General features: G+C 72.6%; 27 protein-coding genes and 1 riboswitch. Of the genes, 17 read left to right on the top strand and 10 right to left on the bottom strand.

Annotation, left to right across the window (positions count from 1 at the left end):
• Positions 1-15 precede the first annotated feature (15 nt).
• Together O7615_RS26860 and O7615_RS26865 are read left to right on the top strand one after the other, a co-directional pair.
• On the top strand, positions 16-993 hold the full coding sequence (locus O7615_RS26860) for an ABC transporter ATP-binding protein (RefSeq protein ID WP_278180565.1): 978 nt from the start codon (positions 16-18) through the stop codon (positions 991-993).
• On the top strand, positions 990-2,615 hold the full coding sequence (locus O7615_RS26865; RefSeq protein WP_278180566.1) for an anibiotic ABC transporter: 1,626 nt from the start codon (positions 990-992) through the stop codon (positions 2,613-2,615). Before O7615_RS26860 ends, O7615_RS26865 begins: the two co-directional genes overlap by 4 nt.
• A gap of 203 nt (positions 2,616-2,818) precedes the next feature.
• On the opposite strand, the gene O7615_RS26870 is transcribed toward O7615_RS26865, so the two are convergent.
• From O7615_RS26870 to O7615_RS26880, 3 genes are read right to left on the bottom strand one after another with little or no spacing between them, the layout of a single operon-like run.
• Complete coding sequence (locus tag O7615_RS26870) at positions 2,819-3,550, bottom strand: amino acid ABC transporter ATP-binding protein (protein ID WP_278180567.1); 732 nt, start codon at positions 3,548-3,550, stop codon at positions 2,819-2,821.
• A complete protein-coding gene (locus tag O7615_RS26875) occupies positions 3,547-4,329 on the bottom strand; it encodes an amino acid ABC transporter permease (protein ID WP_278180568.1) in 783 nt (260 codons plus the stop codon). The genes O7615_RS26870 and O7615_RS26875 overlap by 4 nt, the downstream gene beginning before the upstream one ends.
• A gap of 35 nt (positions 4,330-4,364) precedes the next feature.
• Positions 4,365-5,219: an ABC transporter substrate-binding protein gene (locus O7615_RS26880; protein WP_278180569.1), complete on the bottom strand. Its 855-nt coding sequence runs from the start codon at positions 5,217-5,219 to the stop codon at positions 4,365-4,367.
• A gap of 272 nt (positions 5,220-5,491) precedes the next feature.
• Positions 5,492-5,604: riboswitch (SAM riboswitch) on the bottom strand.
• A gap of 305 nt (positions 5,605-5,909) precedes the next feature.
• On the opposite strand from O7615_RS26880, the gene O7615_RS26885 reads away from it, so the two are divergent.
• The 9 genes from O7615_RS26885 (at position 5,910) to O7615_RS26925 (ending at position 12,972) form a co-directional block, all read left to right on the top strand.
• On the top strand, positions 5,910-6,212 hold the full coding sequence (locus O7615_RS26885) for an urease subunit gamma (RefSeq protein ID WP_278180570.1): 303 nt from the start codon (positions 5,910-5,912) through the stop codon (positions 6,210-6,212).
• Positions 6,209-6,565, top strand: a complete 357-nt coding sequence (locus O7615_RS26890) for an urease subunit beta (RefSeq protein ID WP_347405104.1) — start codon at positions 6,209-6,211, stop codon at positions 6,563-6,565. Before O7615_RS26885 ends, O7615_RS26890 begins: the two co-directional genes overlap by 4 nt.
• Positions 6,562-8,265 carry an urease subunit alpha gene (locus tag O7615_RS26895; RefSeq protein WP_278180571.1) on the top strand — a complete coding sequence of 568 codons (1,704 nt, stop codon included), beginning with the start codon at positions 6,562-6,564 and terminating at the stop codon, positions 8,263-8,265. The genes O7615_RS26890 and O7615_RS26895 overlap by 4 nt, the downstream gene beginning before the upstream one ends.
• A complete protein-coding gene (locus tag O7615_RS26900; protein ID WP_278180572.1) occupies positions 8,265-9,143 on the top strand; it encodes an urease accessory UreF family protein in 879 nt (292 codons plus the stop codon). The genes O7615_RS26895 and O7615_RS26900 overlap by 1 nt, the downstream gene beginning before the upstream one ends.
• Positions 9,133-9,879 (top strand): urease accessory protein UreG, encoded by a 747-nt coding sequence (ureG, locus tag O7615_RS26905; RefSeq protein ID WP_347405105.1) that lies wholly within the window; start codon positions 9,133-9,135, stop codon positions 9,877-9,879. The genes O7615_RS26900 and ureG overlap by 11 nt, the downstream gene beginning before the upstream one ends.
• Positions 9,879-10,697 (top strand): urease accessory protein UreD, encoded by an 819-nt coding sequence (locus O7615_RS26910; RefSeq protein ID WP_278180573.1) that lies wholly within the window; start codon positions 9,879-9,881, stop codon positions 10,695-10,697. The genes ureG and O7615_RS26910 overlap by 1 nt, the downstream gene beginning before the upstream one ends.
• Complete coding sequence (locus O7615_RS26915) at positions 10,697-11,323, top strand: maleylpyruvate isomerase N-terminal domain-containing protein (RefSeq protein ID WP_278180574.1); 627 nt, start codon at positions 10,697-10,699, stop codon at positions 11,321-11,323. The genes O7615_RS26910 and O7615_RS26915 overlap by 1 nt, the downstream gene beginning before the upstream one ends.
• A 230-nt stretch (positions 11,324-11,553) precedes the next feature.
• Positions 11,554-11,931 carry a MerR family transcriptional regulator gene (locus O7615_RS26920; protein ID WP_278180575.1) on the top strand — a complete coding sequence of 126 codons (378 nt, stop codon included), beginning with the start codon at positions 11,554-11,556 and terminating at the stop codon, positions 11,929-11,931.
• A 36-nt stretch (positions 11,932-11,967) separates the two neighbouring features.
• Positions 11,968-12,972 carry a zinc-binding dehydrogenase gene (locus tag O7615_RS26925; RefSeq protein WP_278180576.1) on the top strand — a complete coding sequence of 335 codons (1,005 nt, stop codon included), beginning with the start codon at positions 11,968-11,970 and terminating at the stop codon, positions 12,970-12,972.
• Positions 12,973-13,267: 295 nt separating this feature from the next.
• Here O7615_RS26925 and O7615_RS26930 read toward each other — a convergent pair whose 3' ends face one another.
• Complete coding sequence (locus O7615_RS26930; RefSeq protein WP_278180577.1) at positions 13,268-13,717, bottom strand: MarR family transcriptional regulator; 450 nt, start codon at positions 13,715-13,717, stop codon at positions 13,268-13,270.
• A gap of 97 nt (positions 13,718-13,814) precedes the next feature.
• Between O7615_RS26930 and O7615_RS26935 the strand changes: the two genes are divergently transcribed.
• The 6 genes from O7615_RS26935 to urtE all read left to right on the top strand — a co-directional run bounded on the left by O7615_RS26935 (position 13,815) and on the right by urtE (position 20,244).
• Positions 13,815-14,942, top strand: coding sequence for a substrate-binding domain-containing protein (locus O7615_RS26935; protein WP_278180578.1), 1,128 nt, complete (start codon positions 13,815-13,817; stop codon positions 14,940-14,942).
• A gap of 477 nt (positions 14,943-15,419) precedes the next feature.
• On the top strand, positions 15,420-16,664 hold the full coding sequence (urtA, locus tag O7615_RS26940) for an urea ABC transporter substrate-binding protein (protein WP_278180579.1): 1,245 nt from the start codon (positions 15,420-15,422) through the stop codon (positions 16,662-16,664).
• 73 nt (positions 16,665-16,737) lie between these two features.
• Positions 16,738-17,625 carry an urea ABC transporter permease subunit UrtB gene (gene urtB / locus O7615_RS26945; protein ID WP_278180580.1) on the top strand — a complete coding sequence of 296 codons (888 nt, stop codon included), beginning with the start codon at positions 16,738-16,740 and terminating at the stop codon, positions 17,623-17,625.
• The gene (urtC, locus tag O7615_RS26950; RefSeq protein WP_278180581.1) at positions 17,622-18,782 is read left to right on the top strand and encodes an urea ABC transporter permease subunit UrtC; all 1,161 of its coding nucleotides are present in this window, start codon (positions 17,622-17,624) and stop codon (positions 18,780-18,782) included. Before urtB ends, urtC begins: the two co-directional genes overlap by 4 nt.
• The gene (gene urtD / locus O7615_RS26955; protein WP_278180582.1) at positions 18,779-19,552 is read left to right on the top strand and encodes an urea ABC transporter ATP-binding protein UrtD; all 774 of its coding nucleotides are present in this window, start codon (positions 18,779-18,781) and stop codon (positions 19,550-19,552) included. The genes urtC and urtD overlap by 4 nt, the downstream gene beginning before the upstream one ends.
• Before the next feature lie 8 nt (positions 19,553-19,560).
• Positions 19,561-20,244: an urea ABC transporter ATP-binding subunit UrtE gene (gene urtE / locus O7615_RS26960; protein ID WP_278180583.1), complete on the top strand. Its 684-nt coding sequence runs from the start codon at positions 19,561-19,563 to the stop codon at positions 20,242-20,244.
• A 170-nt stretch (positions 20,245-20,414) separates the two neighbouring features.
• On the opposite strand, the gene O7615_RS26965 is transcribed toward urtE, so the two are convergent.
• From O7615_RS26965 to O7615_RS26990, 6 genes are all read right to left on the bottom strand, one after another.
• Positions 20,415-20,897, bottom strand: coding sequence for a Rieske (2Fe-2S) protein (locus O7615_RS26965; protein ID WP_278180584.1), 483 nt, complete (start codon positions 20,895-20,897; stop codon positions 20,415-20,417).
• Positions 20,898-20,922: 25 nt separating this feature from the next.
• Entirely contained in the window at positions 20,923-21,552 is a 630-nt protein-coding gene (locus tag O7615_RS26970) for a DUF6529 family protein (RefSeq protein WP_278180585.1), read from the bottom strand.
• Complete coding sequence (locus O7615_RS26975; RefSeq protein WP_278180586.1) at positions 21,552-22,298, bottom strand: hypothetical protein; 747 nt, start codon at positions 22,296-22,298, stop codon at positions 21,552-21,554. Before O7615_RS26975 ends, O7615_RS26970 begins: the two co-directional genes overlap by 1 nt.
• Before the next feature lie 99 nt (positions 22,299-22,397).
• The gene (locus O7615_RS26980; RefSeq protein ID WP_278180587.1) at positions 22,398-23,096 is read right to left on the bottom strand and encodes an STAS domain-containing protein; all 699 of its coding nucleotides are present in this window, start codon (positions 23,094-23,096) and stop codon (positions 22,398-22,400) included.
• Positions 23,097-23,184: 88 nt separating this feature from the next.
• Positions 23,185-23,454, bottom strand: coding sequence for a GlsB/YeaQ/YmgE family stress response membrane protein (locus O7615_RS26985; protein ID WP_278180588.1), 270 nt, complete (start codon positions 23,452-23,454; stop codon positions 23,185-23,187).
• A gap of 42 nt (positions 23,455-23,496) precedes the next feature.
• On the bottom strand, positions 23,497-23,955 hold the full coding sequence (locus O7615_RS26990) for an STAS domain-containing protein (protein WP_278180589.1): 459 nt from the start codon (positions 23,953-23,955) through the stop codon (positions 23,497-23,499).
• Positions 23,956-24,038 lie beyond the last annotated feature (83 nt).

Genomic DNA, 24,038 nt, shown 5'->3' on the forward strand with positions numbered 1-24,038 from the left:
CGGCGGGAGGCGCCCATGTCCGTGATCTCCATCGAGAGCCTCGTCAAGACCTTCGGCGGCGTACGCGCGCTCGACGGGCTCGACCTGCGGGTGGAACCGGGGGAGGTGCACGGCTTTCTGGGGCCGAACGGCTCCGGCAAGTCCACCACGATCCGGATCCTGCTCGGTCTGCTGCGCCGCGACTCCGGGCAGGTGCGGATCCTCGACGGCGATCCCTGGCGCGACGCGGTCGCCCTGCACCGCCGCCTGGCGTACGTGCCGGGCGACGTCAACCTCTGGCCCAACCTCTCCGGCGGCGAGGCGATCGACCTGTTCGGCGCGCTGCGCGGCGGCCTGGACCAGCGCCGCCGCGACGAGCTGCTGCGCCGCTTCGACCTGGACCCGACGAAGAAGTGCCGCACCTACTCCAAGGGCAACCGGCAGAAGGTCGCCATCGTCGCCGCCTTCGCCTCCGACGTGGAGCTGTACGTCCTGGACGAACCCACGTCCGGGCTGGATCCGCTGATGGAGGCGGTGTTCCAGGAGGAGGTCCGCCAGCTCACCTCGGCCGGCGCGAGCGTGCTGCTGTCCAGCCACGTCCTGGCCGAGGTCGAGGCGCTGTGCGACCGGGTCAGCATCATCCGGGAGGGCCGCATCGTCGAATCCGGCACCCTGGCCGAGCTGCGGCACCTGGCCCGCACCACGGTCACCGTCGAGACCGCCCGCCCGCTGACCGGCCTCACCGAGCTGCCGGGCGTGCACGAGGTCCGGCCGGTCGACGGTCGGGTACGCCTGGAGGTCGAGCCCGAGCACCTCGACACGCTGCTCGGCCACCTGGTCCGCTTCGAGGTCCGCGCGCTGACCAGTTCGCCGCCCACCCTGGAGGAACTCTTCCTGCGGCACTACGGCGACACCACCGCCGGCGACAGCCCCGTCGGTGGCAACGGCAGCGGTGGCGGCACGGACGGTGACAGCGTCGGTGACCGGCAGGCGTCCGCCGGAGGGGCCCGATGAGCAGCTTCACCGGCACCGCCCGACTCGCCCGGCTCGCGGTGCGTCGCGACCGGGTCCGCCTGGGCATCTGGGTCCTCGGCACCCCGTTGATCGGCTATGCCCTCGCCGCGAGCGTCGCCGACTTCTACCCCGACGAGCAGACCCGCCTCGGGTACGCCGAGGGCGCCACCAGCAGCGTGGTCGCCCGCGCGTTCAACGGCCCGGTGGCCAGCACCGAACTCGGTGCCGTGGTGGTCACCGAGACGTACCTCACCCTGGCCCTGCTCGTCGCGTTGCTGAGCACCTTCGCGGTGGTCCGGCACACCCGGCAGAACGAGGAGACCGGGCGCGCCGAACTGCTCGGTGCCGCCGCCATCGGCCGGTACGCGCTGCTCACCGCCGCCCTGGTGGTCGTGGTCGGTGCCAACGTGCTCGCCGCCGCGCTGCTCGCGCTCGCCTTCACCGGTGCCGGGCTGCCGGTCGCCGGCTCGGTGGCCGCCGCCGCGGCGATCGGCGGGGTCGGTGTCGCCTTCACCGGCGTGGCCGCCGTCACCGCCCAGTTGTCGGTGACCTCCCGGGGCGCGAACGCGCTCGCCGCCGCCACGGTGGGCGTCGCGTTCCTGCTCCGGGCCGCCGGTGACGTGTTCGGTGAGCGGGCCGCCGAGGGGATCCGGTTGGAGAGCGCCTGGCCGACCTGGGTGTCGCCGCTGGGCTGGGGCACCCAGGTGCGCGCGTTCGGCGGGGAGCGCTGGTGGGTCCTCGCCCTGCCCGTCGCCCTGCTGGTCGCCGGGGTCGCCGTGGCGTACGCGCTGGCCGAACGGCGCGACGTCGGCGCCGGCCTGCTCGCCGCGAAGCGAGGTCCGGCGCGGGCCGTGCCCGGGCTGCTCAGCCCGACGGGGCTGACCTGGCGCCTGCACCGTGGCGCGCTGGCCGGCTGGGCGGTCGCGGTGGCCGTGCTCGGCCTCTCCATGGGCGTCGCCGGCCACGAGGTGAACGACCTGATCGCCGACAACGAGGCGACGGCCGAGGTGATCGCCCAGCTGGGCGGCGGGGACGAGTTGGTCGACGCGTACCTGGCCGCGATGCTCGGGATCTTCGCGCTGACCATCGGGGCGTACGTCGTGCAGGCCCTGCTGCGCACCCGGGCCGACGAATCCGACGGCATACTCGAACCGCTGCTCGCCACGGCGGTCAGCCGCACCCGGTGGCTCGGTACGCAGGTGGCCGGCGCCGTGCTCGGTGCGCTGGCGCTGATGCTGCTGGCCGGCGTGACCACGGGCCTCGGGTACGGCCTCTCCGTCGGTGACCCGATCGGCTGGACCGTCGACCTCGGCGGCGCGGCGTTGCTGTGGCTACCGGCCCTGCTGGTGGTCGCCGGGCTGGTGACCGCCCTGTTCGGGGCGCTGCCGCGCTGGTCGGTCGCGCTGAGCTGGGCGGCGCTGATCGCGTTCCTGCTGCTCGGGCAGTTGGGCGCGGTGCTCGACCTGCCACAGGCCGCGCTGAACCTCTCGCCCTACACCCACGTGCCCTCGGTCCCCGCCGCCGACCTGACGCTCCCACCCCTGGCGATCCTCACCGCCGTCGCCGCCCTCTTCCTAGCCGCCGGCCTGGCCACCTTCCGCCACCGCGACACCCCCACCTGATCCCATGATCGTCTGCGGTTGGGTGACTCGACACGCCGCCGCGCGAGTCACCCAACCGCAAACGATCAACGGGTTCCTGTAGCACACCGGGGACGGGGTTGGCGGGTTGTGCACAAGGGGGTTCGGTGTCCACAGGGGGCGCCGGAGGCGGGTGGCGGCAGGTGCGGATCCGGGTCGCCGGGCGGACGCGGGCGCGGCGGTGGTCAGAGGACCTGGGAGAGGAAACGGCGCAGGCGGGGGTGCTGGGCCGACTCGAAGAGCGCCGCTGGTTCGCCGGCCTCCAGCACCACGCCGGCGTCCATGAAGGCGACGGTGTCGGCCACCTCCCGGGCGAAGCCCATCTCGTGGGTCACCACCACCATCGTCATGCCCTGCGCGGCGAGGTCCGCCATCAGCGCCAGCACGCCCTTGACGAGTTCCGGGTCCAGCGCCGAGGTGGCCTCGTCGAAGAGCATCACCTGCGGCTGCATGGCCAGGGCGCGGGCGATGGCGACCCGCTGCTGCTGCCCGCCGGACAGGTGCGCCGGTCGGGCGTCGGCCTTCGCGGCCAGCCCCACCTGGTCCAGGTGGGCGCGGGCCACCGATACCGCCTCGTCCTCGCCGAGCCCCCGGATCCGGCGCAGGGCGAGCGTGATGTTGCGTAGCACGCTCATGTGCGGGAAGAGGTTGAACTGCTGGAAGACCATGCCGATGCGCTGCCGCAGCGCGTCGGGATCGTCGCGCAGGACGCTGCGCCCGTCCAGCAGCACGTCGCCACGGTCCGGTTCGAGGAGCCGGTTGACCGTACGCAGCAGGGTGGACTTGCCCGACCCGGACGGGCCGATCACGCAGGCCGTCGCGCCCCGGGCCACGTCCAGGTCCACCCCGCGCAGCACCTGGTGGCGTCCGAAGGCCAGGTGCACGTCGCGCAGGCTCAGGCTGACCGAGGCGCTCATCGCTGGTTTCCTCCCGCGGCGCCGGGCAGCGCCAGGTCCAGGTCGTCGGGATCGTCACCGGCCGGGCCGGTCGCCGGCCGGCCGTGCCGCAGCCGCCGGTCGATCCAGTTGACGACGTGCGTCAGCGGCACGGTCAGCGTCAGGTAGAACAGGCCGGCCAGCAGCAGCGCCGACTGGTTGCCGGTGTTGGCCGCGTAGTCCTGTCCGATCCGGAACAGTTCCCGCTGGCTGGCCAGCAGGCCCAGGAAGTAGACCAGGCTGGAGTCCTTGATCAGGGCGATCAGCTGGTTCACCCAGGCCGGCAGGATCCGCCGGATCCCCTGCGGGATGATCACCATCCGCATCGCCGCACCCCAGGAGAAGCCCAGCGCGCGGGCCGCCTCCAACTGGGTGGCCTCCACCGACTGGATGCCGGAGCGGAAGATCTCCCCGATGTACGCCGACGCGATCAGCGACAGCGCCAGGATCCCCAGCGGGTACGGATTGGGCCCCCACACCTGCATGCCCAGCGGGGCCAGGCCGACCCCGATGAGCAGGATCGTCGCCGCGGCCGGTAGGCCGCGGAACACGTCGGTGTAGACCCGGGCCGGCCACCGCAACCAGCGGGTACGCGAGATGCCCGCCACGGCCAGCACGATGCCCAGCGCGGAGCCGAGCAGGGCGGCGGTGACCGCGAGGATCAGCGTGTTCGGCAACCCGACGGTGAGCATCTCGGGTAGCGCCTCGCGCATGGACTCCCAGTCGAAGAACGTCTCCCACAGGGTGCGCAACGGATCCACGGTCAACCTCCGCCCTGCTCGCTCGTCGTCCTACCTCAGGAGGCGGCCGACGCCGCGGGCGCAGCCACCGCGCCACTGCCCGGGGTGAAGTCGGCCGGGATCGGCCGGCCCGGGTAGTACTGCTCCTGCAGGCGGGTCCAGGTGCCGTCCGCGATCACCTCGTCGAGGGCCTTGTTGAGCGCCTCGCGCAGCGCGTCGTTGCCCTTGGCGAAGGCGTACGCGGTCGGGGCCGGGCTGAGTTCCTTCGCGGCCACCTCGATCTTGCCGCCGCTGTCGGCGGCGGTCTTCTCGCCGATCTCCGCCGGGGCGATCCAGGCGTCCGCGGTGCCGGCCTTGAGCTGGTTGATGGCGCCGTTGTAGTCGGGCACCCGCACCGGGTCGAGACCCTTGTTGGTGGCGTAGTCGTCCTGGACGGTGCCCTGCACGACCACGACCCGCTTGCCGGGCAGCTCGTCGAAGCTGCTCAGCGACGAGCCGGCCGGCACGTCGAGGCCGAAGTAGCCGAAGTCGTACCCGTTGCCGAAGTCGACGGTCTTCTTCCGCGCCTCGGTGATGGTGATCGAGGAGCTGCCGATGTCGAACTTGCGGGTGTTGACCTGGGACAACAGGGCCGAGAAGTCGGTGCCGACGAACTCGACCTTGAGCCCGAGCTTCTCGGCGGCGGCGACCAGCAGGTCGTTGTCGAAGCCGGTGAACGTGCCGTCCTTGAGGTACACGTTCGGCGGCGCGTCGGTGAGCGTGCCGGCCCGCAGCACCCCCGGCTGGAGCAGGTTGTACGGGTTGTCGGCGGACTCGCCGGCGTCCGAGCCGCAGGCGGTGAGGGTGGCGGCGCCGAGGATGGCGGCGACGCCGACGGCGGCGGCCCGGGTCAGGGCGGGAAGGAAGCGCACAGGTGTCTCCTGATCGAGCGGCGGCGGGCACGGACGTGCCGCGCCGACGGTCCGCCGCAGGGCGGACCGCTGGGATGGTTCAGTGACAGGCAGAAGTCAGCCGAGCCGGACTGGATCGGTGACCGGGAGCGGCGCGGTCAGCTACACGCGGCGCTGCAGACCCGCATCATGTCGACGTGCCGGCGCCGGGTCAGTCCCGGGCAGGCCGCGACGGGAGCGGGGCGGCTGCGGTACGACATGGTTCTCCTCACGGTCGTGATGACCTGGGAACCAGGCCACGTTTGCACCGGAGATCGCTCCGGTGCCTGGTCCTCACCCGGGGCACCCCTACGCGGAGGAGGGTTGCCGGCCAGCGAGCCGGGGCTTGACGCTGGCGCTCATGACCTGCCGCCGAGGCTAGCAGCCGGTGACGGGGTGGCGTCCACCCGTTATGACGCCCCTCACGCCGGGCGCCGGGGTGGGTGTTGCCGACCCGGCGGGTGATCCTCTACCGTCTGCTCAGCGGTGGGCGGTGCGGTCCGCATCCGACCCGACACCGCCGGTGGTCCGCCACGCGGGCCGGGATGGTGGAGTCCCGGGCCCGTCGCGCGTGGCGGGTCGAGCCGGCGGGCGAACCCCGACCGGGCGGTCGGCGCGTCGAAGCGCCGTGCCAGCGGTGTACGGGGCGCGGACATCCACCGGGAGCACCCGTTGTATCTCACCCCCCACGAGCAGGACCGCCTGCTCGTCCACGTGGCGGCCGACGTCGCCCGGCGCCGCCGCGACCGTGGCCTGCGCCTCAACTACCCGGAAGCCGTCGCGGTGATCACCGCCTTCCTCCTCGAAGGGGCCCGCGACGGGGCGTCCGTGGTCGACCTGATGGCCGCCGGTCGCGGCGTGCTGACCCGGGACGACGTGCAGGACGGCATCCCCGAGCTGCTGAGGGAGGTGCAGGTGGAGGCGACGTTCCCGGACGGCACCAAGCTGGTGACGGTGCACCACCCGATCCCGTGATCCCCGGGGAGATCCTGCCGGCCGCCGGGCCGGTGGAGATCAACGCCGGTCGGCCGGTGACCACGCTGCTGGTGGTCAACACCGGCGACCGGCCGGTACAGGTCGGCTCGCACTACCACTTCGCCGAGGCCAACCCGGCGCTGGACTTCGACCGGGACGCCGCCTGGGGGCAGCGGCTCGGCGTACCGGCCGGCACGTCGGTGCGTTTCGAACCGGGGGTCAGCCGCCCGGTCGACCTGGTGCCGCTGGGCGGCGCGCGGATCGTGCCCGGGCTACGCGGTGAGTGCGGCGGGGAACTGGACGGCCGGCCGACGGCGGTGGCCGCCACCACGGCGGACGGAGGGCGGGCGTGAGCATCGTCGAACGGGACCGCTACGTCGCCCTCTACGGGCCGACCACCGGCGACCGGATCAGGCTGGCCGACACGAACCTGCTCATCAAGGTCGAGCGTGACCACTGTGCCGGCGGCGACGAGGCGGTCTTCGGTGGCGGCAAGGTGATCCGCGAGTCGATGGGCCAGTCCCGGGCCACCCGGGCCGAGGGCGCGCTGGACACCGTGATCACCGGCGCGGTCGTCCTCGACCACTGGGGTGTGGTCAAGGCCGACGTGGGGCTGCGCGACGGGCGGATCGTCGCGCTGGGCCGGGCCGGCAACCCGGACACCATGGACGGTGTCCACCCGGAACTGGTCATCGGCCCGGCGACCGAGGTGATCGCCGGCAACGGCCGGATCCTCACCGCCGGCGCGGTCGACACCCACGTGCACTTCATCTGCCCGCAGATCGTCACCGAGGCCCTGGCCAGCGGGGTCACCACCCTGGTCGGCGGCGGCACCGGGCCGGCCGAGGGCACCCGGGCCACGACCGTCACCCCGAACGCCTGGCACCTGGCCCGGATGCACGAGGCGCTGGACGCGTTCCCGGTCAACGTGCTGCTGCTCGGCAAGGGCAACACGGTCGCCACCGAGGCGCTGTGGGAGCAGTTGCGGGCCGGGGCCGGCGGGTTCAAGCTGCACGAGGACTGGGGCACCACCCCGGCGGCGATCGACGCCTGCCTGCGGGTGGCCGACGCCTCCGGCGTGCAGGTCTCCATCCACACCGACACCCTCAACGAGGCCGGCTTCGTCGCCGACACGCTGCGCGCGATCGGCGGCCGGGCGATCCACTCGTACCACACCGAGGGGGCCGGGGGCGGGCACGCGCCGGACATCATCACCGTCGCCGGGGAGCCGAACGTGTTGCCGTCGTCGACCAACCCGACCCGCCCGTACACCCGCAACACCCTCGCCGAGCACCTGGACATGTTGATGGTCTGCCACCATCTCAACCCGGCCGTGCCGGAGGACCTCGCCTTCGCGGAGAGCCGGATCCGGCCGTCCACCATGGCCGCCGAGGATCTGCTGCACGACCTGGGCGCCATCTCCATCATCGGCTCCGACTCGCAGGCGATGGGGCGGGTCGGGGAGATCGTGCTGCGGACCTGGCAGAGCGCGCACGTGATGAAGGCCCGGGTGGGCGCGCTGCCCGGCGACGGCGCCGCCGACAACCACCGGGCGCGGCGGTACGTGGCGAAGTACACCATCTGCGCCGCCATGGCCAACGGTCTCGACCACGAGATCGGGTCGGTGGAGCCGGGCAAGCTCGCCGACCTGGTGCTGTGGGAACCGGCCTTCTTCGGCGTACGCCCGCACCTGGTGATCAAGGGCGGCATGATCGCGTACGCGCAGCTGGGCGACGCCAACGCCTCCATCCCGACCCCGCAGCCGATGCTGCCCCGGCCGATGTTCGGCGCGTACGGCGTCGCGGCGGCCGCCACCAGCCTGGCGTTCGTCGCTCCCGCCGCCATCGACGCCGGGCTGCGGCTGGACGTACGGCGCCGGGTGGTGCCGGTGGCCGACGTACGGTCGCGGGGCAAGGCCGACCTGCCGGAGAACGGTGCCCTGCCGCGCATCGAGGTCGACCCGGACACCTTCACCGTCCGGATCGACGGCGCGGTGGTCGAGCCGGATCCGGTGACCGAACTGCCCATGGCCCAGCGGTACTTCCTGTTCTGATGGCCACCCCGACCATGCTGCTGCTCCTGGCCGACGGGCGGTTCCCCGCCGGGGCGCACGCCCACTCGGCCGGGCTGGAGGCCGCCGTCGCCGCCGGACGGGTGACCGACCTGGCCACGCTGGGCGAGTACCTGCGGGGCCGGCTGGCCACCGCGGGGCTGGTCGCGGCGGCCTTCACCGCAGCGGCGTGCCGGGCCGCCGGGCACGGGGCAGCCGGTGCTGCGACGGTCAGTCGGGCCGCCGGTTCGGCGCGTGCCGGTGAGGTCGCGTCGCCGGACGAGCGGGAGAGTGCCGGCCCGGTCGGGGTCGGCCCGGACGTGGTCGGCTCGGACGGGGTTGGCCTGAACGGGGTCGGCCCGCACGGGGTTGGCCTGCGGGCGTCGTTGCCAGCGGACGGGGCGGCCCGGCGGCGGAAGGCGCTGGCTCGGCTCGACGCCGAACTGGACGCGCGTACCGCGTCGCCGGCCCAGCGGGCGGTCTCCCGCCGGCAGGGCCGCGCGTTGCTGCGGGCCGGCCGCCGGATCTGGCCGGAGGCCACCTTCGACGACCTGCCCGCCATCCCGGGCGGCCCGCATCAGCCGCTGGTGCTGGGGCTGGTCGGCGCCGCCGCCGGCCTCGATCCGGGGCAGGTCGCCACGGTCGCCGCCCACGCGACGGTGACCGGGTCGGCCAGCGCCGCCGTACGCCTGCTCGGTCTCGACCCGTACCAGGTCCAGGGTCTGCTGGTGCGGCTCGCCGCCGCCTGCGACGCCACCGCGACGCGGGCGGCCCGGGCCGCCGAGGATCCACCGGAGCGGCTGCCCGCCGCCGCCGCTCCGCTCGCCGACATGCACGCCGAAGCTCACGCCACCTGGGAGGTGCGTCTCTTTGCGTCCTGAGATTGACCACGACGAGTCCGTTCCCCACACCCACCCCGAGCCGGGTGTCGACCCGCACGCCCCGCTGCCCACCGTGGGGCGGGCGCTGCGGGTCGGCATCGGTGGCCCGGTCGGCTCCGGCAAGACCGCCCTGGTCGCGGCGCTGTGCCGGGCGTTCGCCGATGAGCTGCGTCTGGGCGTGGTGACCAACGACATCTACACCACGGAGGACGCCGACTTCCTCAAGCGCGCCGGCGTGCTCGATCCGGCCCGGATCCGGGCGGTGGAGACGGGCTGCTGCCCGCACACCGCGATCCGCGACGACATCGGCGCCAACCTCGACGCCGTCGACGAGTTGGCCGAGGCACTGGGCCCGCTGGACCTGGTGCTGGTGGAGAGCGGCGGGGACAACCTGACCGCCACCTTCAGCCGAGGGCTGGTCGACCGGCAGATCTTCGTGGTCGACGTGGCCGGCGGGGACAAGGTGCCGCGCAAGGGTGGGCCGGGGGTGACCGCCGCCGACCTGCTGGTCGTCAACAAGACCGACCTGGCGCCGATGGTCGGTGCCGATCTGTCCATCATGGACCGTGACGCCCGCGCCCGACGGGGCGACCTGCCCACGGTGTTCCAGTCCATCACCGAGGATCCACTGGCCACCCGGGTTGCCGCCTGGATCCGTCACGAACTGGCCCACCACCGGGCGGTGCCGACCCACTCCGCCGCGCCGGTTGTCGCGGCGCCCGCCGGGCAGGTCTGATGCGGGCCACCGCCCGGCTGGTGGCCCGCGCCGACCGGCACGGCCGCACCGTCTTGGCCGAGCTGCGCGGCGAGAGCCCGCTGCTGCTACGCCAGATCCCGTCCCGCGGAGGCGCTGCCGGCGATTCCGGTGCTGGCGGTGCCGGCGGTGCCGGCGGTGGCGGCGTCACGGTGTATGTCGTCGGCGGCGCGGCCGGGCCGCTCGCCGGCGACGACCTGCGGCTGGACGTCGAGGTGGGGCCCGGCGCGGTGGTGCGGGTGCACACCGTGGCCGCCTCGATCGCACTGCCCGGCCGTTCCGGCGCGCCCTCCCGGATGCTGGTCCGCGCGGCCGTCGCCGGCGGGGCGACGCTGCACTGGCTGCCCGAGCAACTGGTCGCGGCCGCCGGCTGCGCACACGTCGCCGATTCCCGGGTGGAGGTGGCCGACGGGGGCACCCTGCACTGGCGTGACGAGCTGATCTGCGGCCGGCACGGCGAGCAGCCCGGCAACGCCGAGATCAACACCTGGGTCGATCTGGCCGGTCGGCCCCTGCTGCGGCAGTCCCTCGCGGTCGGGCCGGATGCTCCCGGCTGGGCCGGTCCGGCGGTGCTGGCCGGCGCACCCGCCACCGGCTCGCTGCTGGTGGTCGACCCGACCCGCCCCGCCGAGCCACCGGAGGTGCGCGGGACACTGGCCCGCCTCCCGCTCGCCAACGCCCCAGCCACCCTCTGGACCGCCACCGCCCCCGACGCGCACACCCTGCGCGCGTACCTGGATCCGGTAGATCTTGGTACGCCGACGCCCCGGCGGGGGCAGTTTCGTACCAAGATCTCATGATGATCCGCGACGCTTACCTCGCTGCCGCCGATATCGCCACCACGCTGCTGGGTACGCCCCGGCTGGCCGAGCGCTGGGCGAGGCCGAGCGCCCTGCGGGGCTACTCCACCGGCGGGGTGGCCCGGCACCTCGCCAACCAGATCACCCGTACGGCGGAGCTGCTCGACGCTCCACCGGGGCGCACCGCGATCGGAGTGCTGGCACACTTCACCGGCAGCGCCTGGGTGACCACCGGTGCCGACAGCGAGGACAACGTCGACATCCGCAGCCGGAGCGAGCGGGCCGCCGCCGCGACCACCGCCGGCCGGCTCGTCATCGAGGTCGACGCGGCCCTGACCGAGCTGCGCCGCACCGTGCCGGCACAGCCGGTGGGACGGGTCGTCGACCTCGGCGAGTGGGGTCTGACCGTCGACGATTTTCTGCTCACCCGCCTGATGGAGCTGGTCGTGCACACCGACGACCTGGCGGTCAGCCTCGACCTTCCGACGCCCGAGATGCCAGCCGCCGCCACCGAGCTGACAATCGACCTGCTCACCCGCATCGCCGCGTGGCGACACGGCTCCCTCGCGGTGGTCCGCGCGCTGTCCCGCCGGGAACGCGCCCCGGAGACCATCACCGCCCTCTGACTCCCGCCGTGGTTCGGGGAGGTTGAACGGGTTCGTCAGGGCACTGTCGAGCTGAACCGTCTGTGCTATCGATTCAGCGGCGGGTTCCTCGCTGGCTGTTCGCTCGGCCCGAGTGGAGGACGTTGCCCAGATGGCGCGTGTGCACGTTCGGTGCTGGCAGGAGACGTATCGGGGAATCATGTCGCGCAGCGACTGGAAGATTGCGCAGCGCCGGAACGTTGTCTGCGGGCATGAGGATCGGCGAAGCCTCCCGGGCCAGCGGTGTGAGTGCCAGGTCTCTGCGGTACTACGAGGACGAGGGCTTGATCGTCCCCGGTCGGTGCGGCAACGGCTACCGTGACTACTGCCGGTCCACCATCGACCAGGTCCGCGTCATCCGTTCGCTGCTGGAGTCTGGGCTCCCCGTGCGGTTGATCAAGGATGTCCTGCCCCACCTCGCTGCTGAGCCTGACGCTGACCTGCGCGACGTGTGCGCGGAGTTTCTGCGGGAGGTGCGGAGGTACCGCGATCAGCTCGCCGCGCGCATCGCCAGTCTCAGCGATCAGCAGGCGGCACTCGACGCCTACCTGCACGAGGCTCGGCCGGCTGAACCGATGACCGGGACTTGACCTTGACGTCTGTGTGAAGCTCCTACCGTCGGGTGCATGGAGGTCGACGAGCAGCAGCAGGCAGCACGGGCGCTGGTCCAGCGGTCGCGCCGGGGACCGAAGGATCTGACCCTCACGACCGATCGGCGTCGTCTCACACCGGGGGTTGGTGAGTACCTGATCCGAGTGGGTGCCGCCGGGGTCAACTTCGCGGACGTCATGCAGAGCTACGGCACCTACGGAGAAGGTCCCGAGGCACCGTACGTGGCCGGCTTCGAAGCCGCCGGTGAGATCGTGGGCCTCGGGCCGGACATCGCAAGCCCGCTCCCACTCGGCGCCCGCGTCGTCGGCACCGGACCGGGCGCCTTTGCGCAGCACATGACGATGCCGGCCGCGGGTGTCCTGACCGTCCCGTCCGGCTGGAGCGACGCCGAAGCTCTCGGCCTGGTGCTGAACTGGGCAACCGCGTTGGCCGCGCTGAAGCCGCTGGGTGAGATCACGGCCGGTGACGTGGTGCTCGTTCATGCCGCGGCGGGAGGCGTGGGGCAGGCTGCTGTCCGCCTCGCCCGCCACTATGGTGCGCGGGTGATCGCCACGGCGTCACCGGGCAAGCACGCCACCGTCACAGCGCTCGGGGCCGACGAGGTGCTGGACAGCCGCCGGCCCGATCTGGCCGAGGAGATCAGCCGCCTGACCGGTGGTGTGGACCTGGTCCTGGAATCGGTGGGACGCACCACGTTCAAGGCCAGTCTGTCGGTCACCAAGCCCTTCACCGGACGCATCGTCGTGTTCGGTGCCGCCTCCGGCGACGTGAGCCTCAGCACCCGGGACCTGGTCTTCACCCACCAGGTCCACGTCAAGGGCCTGCACATCGGTGCACTGGCGGCCGCCGCCCCGTCCGTCTACCGATGGCTGCTTGCCGAGATCGAGGCACTCATCGCCCAGGGCGTCTACCCGCCAGGTGACCCCCATGTCCATCCGCTGGCCGAGGGACCGGCGGTGCTGCGGCGTCTCGAAGCCGGCCGGACCTGTGGCAAGCACGCCCTCGACCCATGGCGCTAGGAACGCCTGACGGCTCCCGCCGCCAGCCACCGAGCCCATCCCACAATCGACGATCACCTGCTGCTCACCTGGCCGGCGCGATCCGTCTGCGCTCTCAGCTCGACAGGGCGCGGCCAACACTCACCGGCCTGCCAGCCACGGCACGCTTGCCTGAGCACTTGGCAGGGACGAGCGTCGCGCCTCGTGCTCGGCTTGCGGCACGTTGCGCCATCACACCGTCGGAAGAGCCCGGCATGCGCAAGCCGCGACCTCCACCCGGCCGCTGGCCGCCGAGGGCGCCGCTGAAGCAGGGGCGTCAGGCGGGGGCTGTTGCGCGGCGGCGGTCCGGGTCCAGCTGCCCGATCAGGTCGTTGAGTCGCCCGGCCAGGTCGGCATCAGCGGGAGTGGTCAGCTCGGCGAGGTCGGCGTGGATCCGCGCGGCGAGGCGCTCGTGCTCGCGGCGGCCCCGGGCGGTGAGGTAGGCGCGGATGCGGCGGCGGTCGATCGGGTCGACGCGGCGGAAGACGAGGTTGCGGTCGACGAGGTGGTCGACCAGCTTGGTCAGCGTGCCGGGGGGCAGGGACGCCTCGGCGGCGACCTCGCTCATCGGGTGGCCGAGGCCGTCGGCGAGCAGGCAGAGCACCCGCCACGCCTCGATGGTGAGCGACTCGGCGGCGAGCACCCCGCCGACCCGGCGCGAGAGCAGCCGCTCGGCGCGGGTGAGCAGGGGCAGCAGGTCGGCTGCGGAACCGGGAAGGTCTGACATGGCACTCCCGCCTGGCGGTTGCCGTGTCATGGTACCGATACGTCCCGCTGGCTGGGGAGGGCTGGTCATCACCAACGACGGCGGCCACCATGTGTTCATGTCCGCGCCGGCACCGGGGTCCGGGCGCCCGCAGGTGGGGGAGAAGATCTCCGCCGGGGCGTCCTGGCTGACCGTCGACCGGGGCGTGGTCAGCATCGCGTTGGTCTACCCGATGCGTGGGCCGGCGGGCATGTTCGGCCCGAGCTGCGAACTCTGCGCCCAGCTGGCGGTGGAGGAACTCAACCGGCGCGGTGGGGTCCTCGGCCGGGAGCTGCGACTGGTGCCGGTCGACGGCGGGGCGCCACCGGCGGAGGTGGCCGCCGAGGTCGAGGCGCTGGTGTCGGTGGGCGCGGTGCAGGGCGTCACCGGCTGGCACATCTCGTCGGTCCGGCAGGCGGTGGCGCCGCGCATCGCGCACCGCGTGCCGTATGTCTACACCGCGCTGTACGAGGGTGGGGAGCGTACCGAGGGTGTCTTCATGACCAGCGAGACACCGGACGCGCAGCTGTGGCCGGCGATGCGGGTGCTCGCGGCCGATCTCGGGGTGCGGCGCTGGTTCGTGGTGGGCAACGACTACGTGTGGCCGCGCCGGACCACCCGCGCCGCCTACCGGTACGCGCTGAGCAGTGGCGGCCGGGTGGTCGGGCACCACTTCCTGCCGCTGGAGACGCACGACTATGCCGAGGTGCTGCGCCGGATCGAGCGCACCGACGCCGACGCGGTGCTGATGCTGCTGGTCGGCGCGGACGCGGTGCGGTTCAACCGGGCCTTCGCCCGCTCCGGCCTGGACCAGCGGTGCCTGCGCCTGAGCACCCTGATGGACGAGAACATGCTGCTGGCCAGCGGGGCGGCGAACACCCGGCGGCTGTTCAGCACGGCCGGCTTCTTCGCGGGCCTGGTGACGCAGGAGAATCTCGACTTCCACGGCACCTTCGCCCGCCGCTTCGGGCTGGAGGCGCCGCCGCTGGGCAGCCTGGGTGAGTCCTGTTACGAGGGCGTGATGCTGCTCGCCGCGCTGATCGCCAAGGCCGGCACGCTGGACGTGCGGGCCGTGGAGGCCACCGCCGACGTGGTCTCGTACGACGGGCCGCGTGGTGAGTTGCGGCTGCGTCGCCGGCACGTCCGTCAGCGCATCTACCTCGCCGAGGCCGACGGCCTGGACTTCACCGTCCTCGCCGAGCTGTGACCCCGGCGCGCGCCCGGCCGGGCGTGACCTGACCGTGCCTTGACAGGGCCGTCGGCGGGCCGCAAAGATACTTCCTGCGTGAAGGATCCGGCCTGGCGTCGGATTCCACCACCCGTCCGACGGCGGACGGGAATTGCCGTCGACTGCGGCCCATTATCGTCAATAATCGTATGCCGGTGCCATTCCGCCGATTCTCCCCGGCGGGGCACCGGCATTTTCCGTGCCGGCCTTCCAGGTCCGTGCCGGCCAGCGGAAACAGTCAATTGAGCACCGGGAAACATCCGCGCAATGAAGCGGATCGAAGCTTTCCCTGCCCGATATCCGAATCGCCTCCGGTCGGCGTCCACCCGCCGCTCCGGTAGCGCGCGATGTTCCGACGGACCGCACCGCAGGTACGCAGATCCGCACTGTCGACACGGGACCGACGTTCGTTCCCGTCAACTGACTGACGTCACACGCGCGACGCAGGGAGAATTGATGACACTGTTCCGGGGCCGCCGCATCCTGGCGGGTGCCATGACCCTGGTCGCCGCGGCCGCGCTGGCCGCGTGCGGCAGCAAGACCACCGATGGGAACACCGGTGCCGGAGTCACCGCCGATGTCTCCGGCGACACCGTCAAGGTGGGCCTGCTCAACTCCCTCTCCGGCACCATGGCCATCAGCGAGGTGACCGTCCGCGACTCGATCACGTTGGCGATCGAGGAGATCAACGCGGCCGGGGGCGTGCTCGGCAAGAAGATCCAACCCGTCGGCGAGGACGGCGCGTCGGACTGGCCGACCTTCGCCGAGAAGGCCGAGAAACTGATCCGCGAGGACCGGGTCGCCGCCGTCTTCGGTTGCTGGACCTCGGCCAGCCGCAAGGCCGTCAAGCCCGTCTTCGAGAAGCACAAGGCGTTGCTGTTCTACCCGGTGCAGTACGAGGGCCTGGAGCAGTCGCCGTACATCTTCTACACCGGCGCCACGACGAACCAGCAGATCGTTCCGGGGCTCGACTACCTCAAGGCGCAGGGCGCCACCTCGCTCTACCTCGTCGGTTCCGACTACGTCTTCCCGCGCACCGCCAACAAAATCATCAAGGCGTACGCCGAGGCCAACGGGATGCGGGTGTTGGGGGAGGACTACGCCCCGCTGGGCTCCACCGAGTTCGGCACGATCACGAACAAGGTGAAGTCCTCCGGCGCGGACGCAGTCTTCAACACCCTCAACGGTGACAGCAACGTGGCCTTCTTCAAGGAGTACAAGTCCGCCGGGCTGACCGCCACCAGCATGCCGGTGGTGTCGGTGTCGATCGCCGAGGAGGAGGTCAAGAGCATCGGCACCCAGTATCTGGAGGGCCAGCTGACCGCCTGGAACTACTACCAGACCACCCCGGGGGCGGCGAACGAGAAGTTCGTGGCGGCGTACAAGGCCCGCTACGGCGCGGACAAGCCGACCAGCGACCCGATGGAGGCCGCGTACGTCTCGGTCTACCTGTGGAAGGCGATGGTGGAGAAGGCCGGCACCTTCGACGTGGAGAAGGTCCGGGAGGTCTCCGACGGCATCACCTTCGAGGCGCCCGAGGGTCTGGTCACGGTGGACGGCGCGACCCAGCACATCGCCAAGACGGCCCGCGTCGGCAAGGTCGGCGCGGACGGGCTGATCACCGAGGTCTGGAACTCGGGGCAGCCGATCACCCCCGACCCGTACCTCAAGAGCTACCCGTGGGCCGGCGGCCTGAGCTGACCGGAAAGCCCGGGCCCGGGCGGGGCGACGCGTCCCGCCCGGGCCGACCCACCAGCAGTTCGGAGTACGCACCGTGACAGTCCTCATCGGCCAACTCTTCACCGGCGTCAGCATCGGCGCGGTGCTGCTGCTCATCGCGCTCGGCCTGGCCCTCACCTTCGGCCAGATGGGCGTGATCAACCTGGCGCACGGCGAGTTCATCATGGCCGGCGCCTACACCACCTACGTCCTGCAGCAGGTGATCACGGCGGCCGGCTGGTCGCTGCTGGTCGCCCTGCCGGTCGCCTTCGTGGTGGCCGGCGCGATGGGTGTGCTGCTGGAGTTCCTGCTGATCCGCCGCCTCTACGCCCGCCCGCTGGACACGCTGCTGGTCACCTGGGGGGTGTCGCTGATCCTGCAACAGCTGGCCCGGGACATCTTCGGCAGCCCCAACGTGCAGACCCGCGCCCCGGAGCTGCTCACCAGCAACATCGCGCTGCCCGGCGGGATCACCGTGGCCAACAACCGGCTGTTCATCCTCGCCCTGGCGATCGGCGCGGTGGTCGCGCTGACCGTCGCGCTGCGGGCGACGCCGCTGGGCCGCCGGATCCGGGCCGTGGTGCAGAACCGCGACCTGGCCGCCGTCTCCGGCATCGCCACCGCCCGGGTCGACCGGATGACCTTCTTCATCGGCTCCGGGCTGGCCGGCATCGCCGGGGTCGCCCTCACCCTGCTCGGGCCGATCGGACCCACCATGGGCACCAACCTGATCATCGACGCCTTCCTGGTCGTCGTGGTCGGCGGGATCGGCCAGTTCAAGGGGACCGTGATCGTCGCCTTCGCCCTGGGTGTGCTCCAGGCCACCGGCGAGTATCTGACCACCCTCAGCGTCGCCAAGGTGATGGTCTTCATCGCCATCGTCGCGTTCCTCCAGTGGCGACCCCAGGGCCTGTTCACCCTGCGCACCAGGAGTTTGGCATGACCACCGTCGCCCGAGATCCCGTCACCGCCGCCGATCCCGCGCCACCGTCGACACCGGCGGCCGGGCCGTCCCGGCACCGGTTCCGCGCCGTCGCCGGCTTCGCCTTCGGTGCCGCGCTGCTGTTCGCCGTCGCACCGCTGGTGCTCTCCGACTTCCGGCTGTCGCTGCTGGCCAAGTATCTCTGCGTGGCCATGGTCGCGGTCGGCATCGGCCTGGCCTGGGGGCGCGGCGGCATGCTCGCCCTCGGCCAGGGCGTGTTCTTCGGCCTCGGTGGCTACGCGATGGCCATGCACCTCAAGCTCGCCGACGCGGGCCCCGGCAACATGCCCGACTTCATGCTGCTGTACGGGCAGCTCGACGAGCTGCCACTGTGGTGGCGGCCGTTCGCCAGCCCGTGGTTCGCCCTACCCGCCACGGTACTGCTGCCGATGGCGGTCGCCTTCGTGCTCGGCTCGCTGGTCTTCCGCCGCCGGGTCCGGGGCGCCTACTTCGCCATCCTCAGCCAGGCGCTCGCCGCCGCCATGGTGATCCTGCTGATCGGCCAGCAGGGCACCACCGGCGGCACCAACGGCCTCACCGACATCCAGGGCTTCTTCGGCTACGACCTGGACGACCCGGTCAACCAGCGGATGGTCTACTTCATCATCGCCGGCACCCTGCTGGCGTTGCTGGTGCTGACCCGGCACCTGATGCAGAGCCGCTACGGCGAGCTGCTGGTGGCCGTCCGCGACGGGGAGGAACGGGTCCGCTTCCTCGGGTATGACCCGGCCACCGTCAAGCTCGTCGCGTACGTGGTCGCCGCCGGCATGGCGGGGCTGGCCGGTGCGCTCTTCGTCCCGGCGGTGGGCATCATCTCGCCGGCGCTGATCGGGATCGTCCCGTCCATCGAGTTCGTCATCGGTGTCGCCGTCGGAGGCCGGGCCACGCTGCTCGGGCCGGTCCTCGGCGCGGTCGCGGTGGCGTGGGCGCGTACCGCACTGTCGGAACGCTTTCCGGGCGGTTGGACGTACCTGCAGGGGTTGCTGTTCGTGGTGGTGGTGGCGTTCCTGCCCGGCGGCCTGGCCTCGCTGATCGGCCTGGCCCGCCGCCGCGCCGGAGAGCCGCCCGGCGGACTGCGCGGCCGACTGCGGCGGGGCCGGCGGGGGGTGTCCGCGTGACCGGGCAGCTGCACGGGCTCTACGTGCGTGACCTGCGGGTCAGCTTCGACGGGTTCACCGCGGTCGACGGGGTGTCCCTCGACGTGGCGCCCGGCGACATCCGGTTCCTCATCGGCCCCAACGGCGCCGGCAAGACCACCCTGGTCGACGCGGTCACCGGGCTGGTGCGGGCCACCGGGTCGGTACGCTTCGGCGACCGGGAACTGCTCGGCCGGCCGGTGCACCGGATCAGCCGCCTCGGGGTCGGCCGTACCTTCCAGACCTCGACGGTGTTCGAGGAACTGACCGTGCTGCAGAACCTGGACATCGCCGCCGGGGCCCGGCGGAGCTGGGCGACGCTGCTGCGCCGCCGGCACGGCGTGCCCGACGAGGTGGCCGAGGCCCTCGACGTCATCGGCCTGACCAGCCGGGCAGAGCAACTCGCCGGCACCCTCGCGCACGGGCAGAAGCAGTGGCTGGAGATCGGCATGCTGCTCGTCCAGGACGCCCGGCTGCTCCTGCTCGACGAGCCGGTGGCCGGGATGAGCCACGAGGAACGCGACGCCACCGGGCAACTGCTGGAGCGGGTCAGCCGGGACCGCACGGTGGTGGTGATCGAGCACGACATGGACTTCCTGCGGCGCTTCGCGCGTACCGTCACGGTGCTGCACGCCGGCCGGGTGCTCAGCGAGGGCACCGTCGCGCAGGTGCAGGCCGACCCGCGCGTGCAGGAGGTCTACCTCGGCCACCCGGTGGACGCCGGGACGGCCCCGACGCCGACGGAGGCATGATGCTCACCATGCGTGGCGTGCACGCCGGCTACGGGCGCAGCCAGGTGCTGCACGGCGTCGACGTCGAGGTGCCCGGCGACGGGGTCGCCACGGTGCTCGGCCACAACGGCGCCGGCAAGTCCACCCTGCTGCGGGTGGCCGCCGGTCTGTTGCGGCCCGGCGCGGGAGTGGTCGAACTGGACGGCGAGGACATCACCCGGCTCGCCCCGCACGACCGGGTCGCCCGGGGGATCGCCTACGTGCCCCAGGGGCAGCAGTGCTTCCCACATCTGACCGCCGCCGAGAACCTGCGCCTGGTCGCTGACGGTCGCCGGGACGGGGCCGCGGCAACGTCCGACGTGCTGGATCTGTTCCCGGCGCTGCGCCCGCTGCTGCGCCGGCGGGCCGGGCTGCTCTCCGGGGGCCAGCGCCAGCAGCTGGCCATCGCCCGGGCGCTGATCACCCGGCCCCGGCTGCTGATGCTCGACGAGCCGACCGAGGGCATCCAGCCCTCGGTGGTGACCGAGATCCAGGACCGGATCGTGGCGCTGATCGCGCAGACCGGATTCAGCGTGCTCCTCGTCGAGCAGCACCTCGGGTTCGCGCTTCGGGTGGCCGACCGCTACCACGTGCTGGAGTCGGGCCGGGTCACCTCCGCCGGAGACGGTGGCGCCACGGCGGAACACCGCGTCCGGGAAGCCCTCGCCGTCTAGCGGTGCTCCGCCCGCCGCGGGCCGGCCAGGGACTTCGACACGGGCCCCTAGCGATCCTTCGCCCGGACAGGCAGGGGCCGTCCGGCGGGCGTGGCGCCAGCCTGGACGGCCCCCTGCGCGGCCCGGGCCTGGGTGGGCCGCGTCATCGTGGTCGCATCGCCCCCTGCGGGTCAGGCCAGTCGGATGGCGTCCCCGTCGACGGTGACGTTCGCGGCGGGCAGCGGCGCACCCGCCGGGCCACTGCGCACCGAACCGTCGGCGATGTCGAACACGCTGTTGTGGCAGGCGCAGACGATGGTGCCGTCGGAGACCGAGGTGACCGTGCAACCCTGGTGGGTGCAGGTGGCCGAGTACGCCTTGATGGTCCCCTCGGTCGGTTGGGTCACCACCACGCCGGCGTCGGCGAAGATCTGCCCGCCACCCACCGGGATGTCGGCCAGGGTGGCCAGCGCCGGCGCGCCCGGGTCCGCGTCGTCGCCCGGGCTGGCGGAGCCCGACGGGCCGGCACCGGCGGTCGGGGCGGCCGGCGGGGCGGGTGCCGCCGCCGGCTGGCCGTACGTCGCGCAGCCGGTCAGCGCGGCCACGCCTACCGCACCGGTGCCGGCCAGCAGGGCTCGTCGCGACCGGCAACAGCCGGCCTGCTCGTGGTTCATCTGAGGTGCCTTGCCTTTCCGAGGGTCAGAACTGGATGCCGAACGTGGTGAAGTACCAGACGGACGAGGTCAGGAAGACACCGATCAGGACGACGAAGACGACTCCGCCGATCACCGGCAGCACCCAGCCGGCGAGGCCGCGCTTGGGCAGCGTCAGCATCTTGGTGGCGAACGCACCGAAGAAGAAACAGCCCAGCAGGGAGTGCAGCAGCGTACGGGTGTCGTAGTCGGCGAAGCCGAGCGCGTACAGGCAGTGCACGGCGACCGGGACGGTGAGCAGGAAGGCGATCCGGCCCGACCAGCGGTGCGCCGAGGCGGCCCAGGACGGGGAGAACCCGCCGAGCCGGCCCCACATGGACAGCGCGGACAGCAGCTGGAGGACGGCGAAGAACGCCGCCGCGGTACCGAGCCACACCTTCACCGTCAGCGGCGAGGAGAAACCGGCCACGTTGACGGCGATGCCGGTCGGGGTGTGGGTGCGACCGTAGACGCCGAGCGCCACCGCTACCGCCGCCCCGACGAGCAACGGCACCAGCAGCGAGTCCGGCCGCCTCGGTGTTCGCGGCGGCGGGCCGCCGAAGTCGTGCGTTACCTCGATCATCGGCTCCGACTCCCAGCGCATCGTGCGCCCGCCCGCCTGGCGGTGCTGGGACATTAACGCGCTCCGGGTACGACCGGCTCGGCGGTGATGGTCACTCCGTCGACCAGGGTGCTGAAGAAGGCGGGATCCAGCGGCGGCGCGAAGATCGGCTCACCGTCGCGGGTGACGATGCCGATCTGGGTGCCGTCGGGCAGCATGATCCAGCCGCCCTCGATGCCGGCCTTGCGGGTCTCGTCGGTCACGCGGTAGATCGCCGGAGCGGTGCCCGAGCTGGACTTCACGATCGCCTCGTCGGCCGTCGTCGCGTCGGGCTGGACGGTGAACTTCCACCGGCGGACGCCGACCACTATCTCGCCGCTGGCGCTGTCGGACCGGATCACGCCGGTCAACGTCGCATCCTCGCCGGTCAGTTCGATCTTCCCGTCCTGCACCGTGCCGGACAGCCACAGCTCCATGCTCCGGCCGTCGCAGACGTACGCCTCGGCCCTGCCGTTCTTGACGGAGATGGCGATGGTGGCGCCGTTGTCCAGTTGGCCGATCCAGTTCTCCTCGACCGATGCGACCTCCGTTCCGGCCGACGACGCGTCGGGGTCGGCGGGTTCCTCCTCGGCGGCAGCCGCGTCGGGGTCAGCATCGGCATCGGCCTCGACGTCGGCGGGTGGGGCCGGTGCGGCGGCCGGTGGGCCTCCTCCGGCCGCGGCCGGGGTGCCGGGCGGGGATGCCTGCGCACTCATCGTGAACAGCACGGCTGCCGTCACCGCTCCGGACAGGAGGGTGAGCAACGGGGTCAGGCGCTTCATGGGCCACTCCCTTCGCCCTGACATACGGGCGGGGGCGGCGGTTCGGTTCAACCGGCGCCGAGGATCTTCGACGGGACGACCGCCTCGATCGTGCTGACCTCAGACGGTGATGCGGTTGGCCGGGCGGCGCCGTGGCCGGTGCATCGGCGGCGTCGCGGCGGCGGGACGGGGGGCGTCCGCCGGCGTCACGTCGACCAGTGCGGCACCGACCGCGGGGGCGTCCTGGACCGCGGCCGCGCGCAGCTTGGTGAGGGCGTCGTCGAGACCGTCGAAGATCGGGAAGACCCCGTCCAGCTTCATCGTGTGCAGCACCGTGCGGATGAACCTCGACGGTGCCGCCAGGCACAACCGGCCACCGCGTTCGCGGACGTCCCGGTGGGCGCGCACGAGCAGCCCCAGCCCGACCGAGTCGATGACCTGGACGCGGGCCAGGTCCACCACCACCGTCCCGCCCACGTCGAGCGCGCCGCGCAGCGCGGCACGCAACGCGTCGCCGGCGTCGGGGTCGAGGCCACCGTCGGCGGTCACCACCGTCACCCCACCGACCCCGCCGACGTTGGCGGCACCCTCCGGCCCGCGGTCGCGGTCGCCGTCACCGGGGGAGGCGCCCTGCGGCAGGGCGCTGCACCGCGGGCAGCGGTGCGGTCCGGTGGCGAACGGCGACCCGCTCCAGCCGTGGTCGGAGACCAGCGTCCAGACCACCTCGGCGTCGGGCAGCACGCACGCGGTACCGGTGGTGGTCTCGCCACAGACGTCGCAGATCAGGGTCATCAGGTTCTCGTCCGGTACGACGGTCATCCTGCTTCCTCTCCGGTGCCGCGGCCGCTGCGGCCGGGGTACGGACTCGGGGCGGCGGGCAGCGGGTGCCCCTCGCCGTGCGGACTCCTCAGAGCGAGTCGGAGCGTTCCTTTCCGGCGGTGGCGACCACGATCACCACCGCGACCGCGGCGAGACCGGCCTGCACGACCAGGCCCAGCAGGCTGAACCCCCGGACGCCGGCGAGCCAGGCGACGATGGCGCCGAGCAGCGCGGCGACCGCGCCGATGGTCATGGTGAGCCATAGCGGCACGCTCGGGCGACCGGGGACGACGAGCCGGCCGAGCGCACCGACGGCGAGGCCGACGGCGAGGGCCGCGACGATCCCGGCGCTGGTCATGCTGCTCCTCGTACTCGTGGTCGATGCGTGGTCTGCGGGCTGTCAGGTGCGTACGGTGACCGCCGCGCGGCCGTGGGCGGCCGTGCGTGGCACTGCGACCGGCGGCGGGGTGTCCCCGGCCGCCGCATCCGCTCCGGCGGCGGGCGCCGGGGCCGCACCGGCGTCGGTGGCCGCGATCGGCGACGCGCCGCTGTCGGTGTGCACCGGCAGGATCTGGTCCAGCCGGGCGGTGTGCAGGATGCGGGTGATGCGCGGGTTCGGGTTGCGCACCGACAGCACGCCGCCGGTGCGGACCATCCGGCGGTGCACGTCGAGCAGCAGGCCGATGGCCGCGGCGTCGATGTGCCGGCAGCCGGCCAGGTCGATCACGACCTGGTGGGGCTGCAGGGCCAGCAGCCGGTCGAAGACCGCTCCGGTCTCCGGCAGGCAGGCCAGGTCGAACTCGGTGATGGACACCTCCACCAGTGGCACCGAGCACTCGGGGCGTCGTGGCGTGGTCACGTCGAAGGCCCCCCTCCTGGTGTCTCAAGGTCGCTCTCACCCTGCCCAGCGGGGTTGGCGGGCACCGCGCGGACGTATGACAG

The sequence above is a fragment of the Micromonospora sp. WMMD1082 genome (genome assembly GCF_029626175.1).
In the GTDB taxonomy this organism is placed as follows: Bacteria; Actinomycetota; Actinomycetes; order Mycobacteriales; family Micromonosporaceae; genus Micromonospora.

Coding starts and splice junctions, on each gene's coding strand:
- O7615_RS26860 (WP_278180565.1), top strand. CDS start 16: ATGTCCGTGATCTCCATCGAGAGCCTCGTCAAGACCTTCGGCGGCGTA.
- O7615_RS26865 (WP_278180566.1), top strand. CDS start 990: ATGAGCAGCTTCACCGGCACCGCCCGACTCGCCCGGCTCGCGGTGCGT.
- O7615_RS26870 (WP_278180567.1), bottom strand. CDS start 3,550: ATGAGCGCCTCGGTCAGCCTGAGCCTGCGCGACGTGCACCTGGCCTTC.
- O7615_RS26900 (WP_278180572.1), top strand. CDS start 8,265: ATGGCCACCCCGACCATGCTGCTGCTCCTGGCCGACGGGCGGTTCCCC.
- O7615_RS26910 (WP_278180573.1), top strand. CDS start 9,879: ATGCGGGCCACCGCCCGGCTGGTGGCCCGCGCCGACCGGCACGGCCGC.
- O7615_RS26915 (WP_278180574.1), top strand. CDS start 10,697: ATGATCCGCGACGCTTACCTCGCTGCCGCCGATATCGCCACCACGCTG.
- O7615_RS26920 (WP_278180575.1), top strand. CDS start 11,554: ATGAGGATCGGCGAAGCCTCCCGGGCCAGCGGTGTGAGTGCCAGGTCT.
- O7615_RS26925 (WP_278180576.1), top strand. CDS start 11,968: ATGGAGGTCGACGAGCAGCAGCAGGCAGCACGGGCGCTGGTCCAGCGG.
- O7615_RS26930 (WP_278180577.1), bottom strand. CDS start 13,717: ATGTCAGACCTTCCCGGTTCCGCAGCCGACCTGCTGCCCCTGCTCACC.
- O7615_RS26935 (WP_278180578.1), top strand. CDS start 13,815: ATGTCCGCGCCGGCACCGGGGTCCGGGCGCCCGCAGGTGGGGGAGAAG.
- urtA (WP_278180579.1), top strand. CDS start 15,420: ATGACACTGTTCCGGGGCCGCCGCATCCTGGCGGGTGCCATGACCCTG.
- urtC (WP_278180581.1), top strand. CDS start 17,622: ATGACCACCGTCGCCCGAGATCCCGTCACCGCCGCCGATCCCGCGCCA.
- urtE (WP_278180583.1), top strand. CDS start 19,561: ATGCGTGGCGTGCACGCCGGCTACGGGCGCAGCCAGGTGCTGCACGGC.
- O7615_RS26965 (WP_278180584.1), bottom strand. CDS start 20,897: ATGAACCACGAGCAGGCCGGCTGTTGCCGGTCGCGACGAGCCCTGCTG.
- O7615_RS26970 (WP_278180585.1), bottom strand. CDS start 21,552: ATGTCCCAGCACCGCCAGGCGGGCGGGCGCACGATGCGCTGGGAGTCG.
- O7615_RS26975 (WP_278180586.1), bottom strand. CDS start 22,298: ATGAAGCGCCTGACCCCGTTGCTCACCCTCCTGTCCGGAGCGGTGACG.
- O7615_RS26980 (WP_278180587.1), bottom strand. CDS start 23,096: ATGACCGTCGTACCGGACGAGAACCTGATGACCCTGATCTGCGACGTC.
- O7615_RS26985 (WP_278180588.1), bottom strand. CDS start 23,454: ATGACCAGCGCCGGGATCGTCGCGGCCCTCGCCGTCGGCCTCGCCGTC.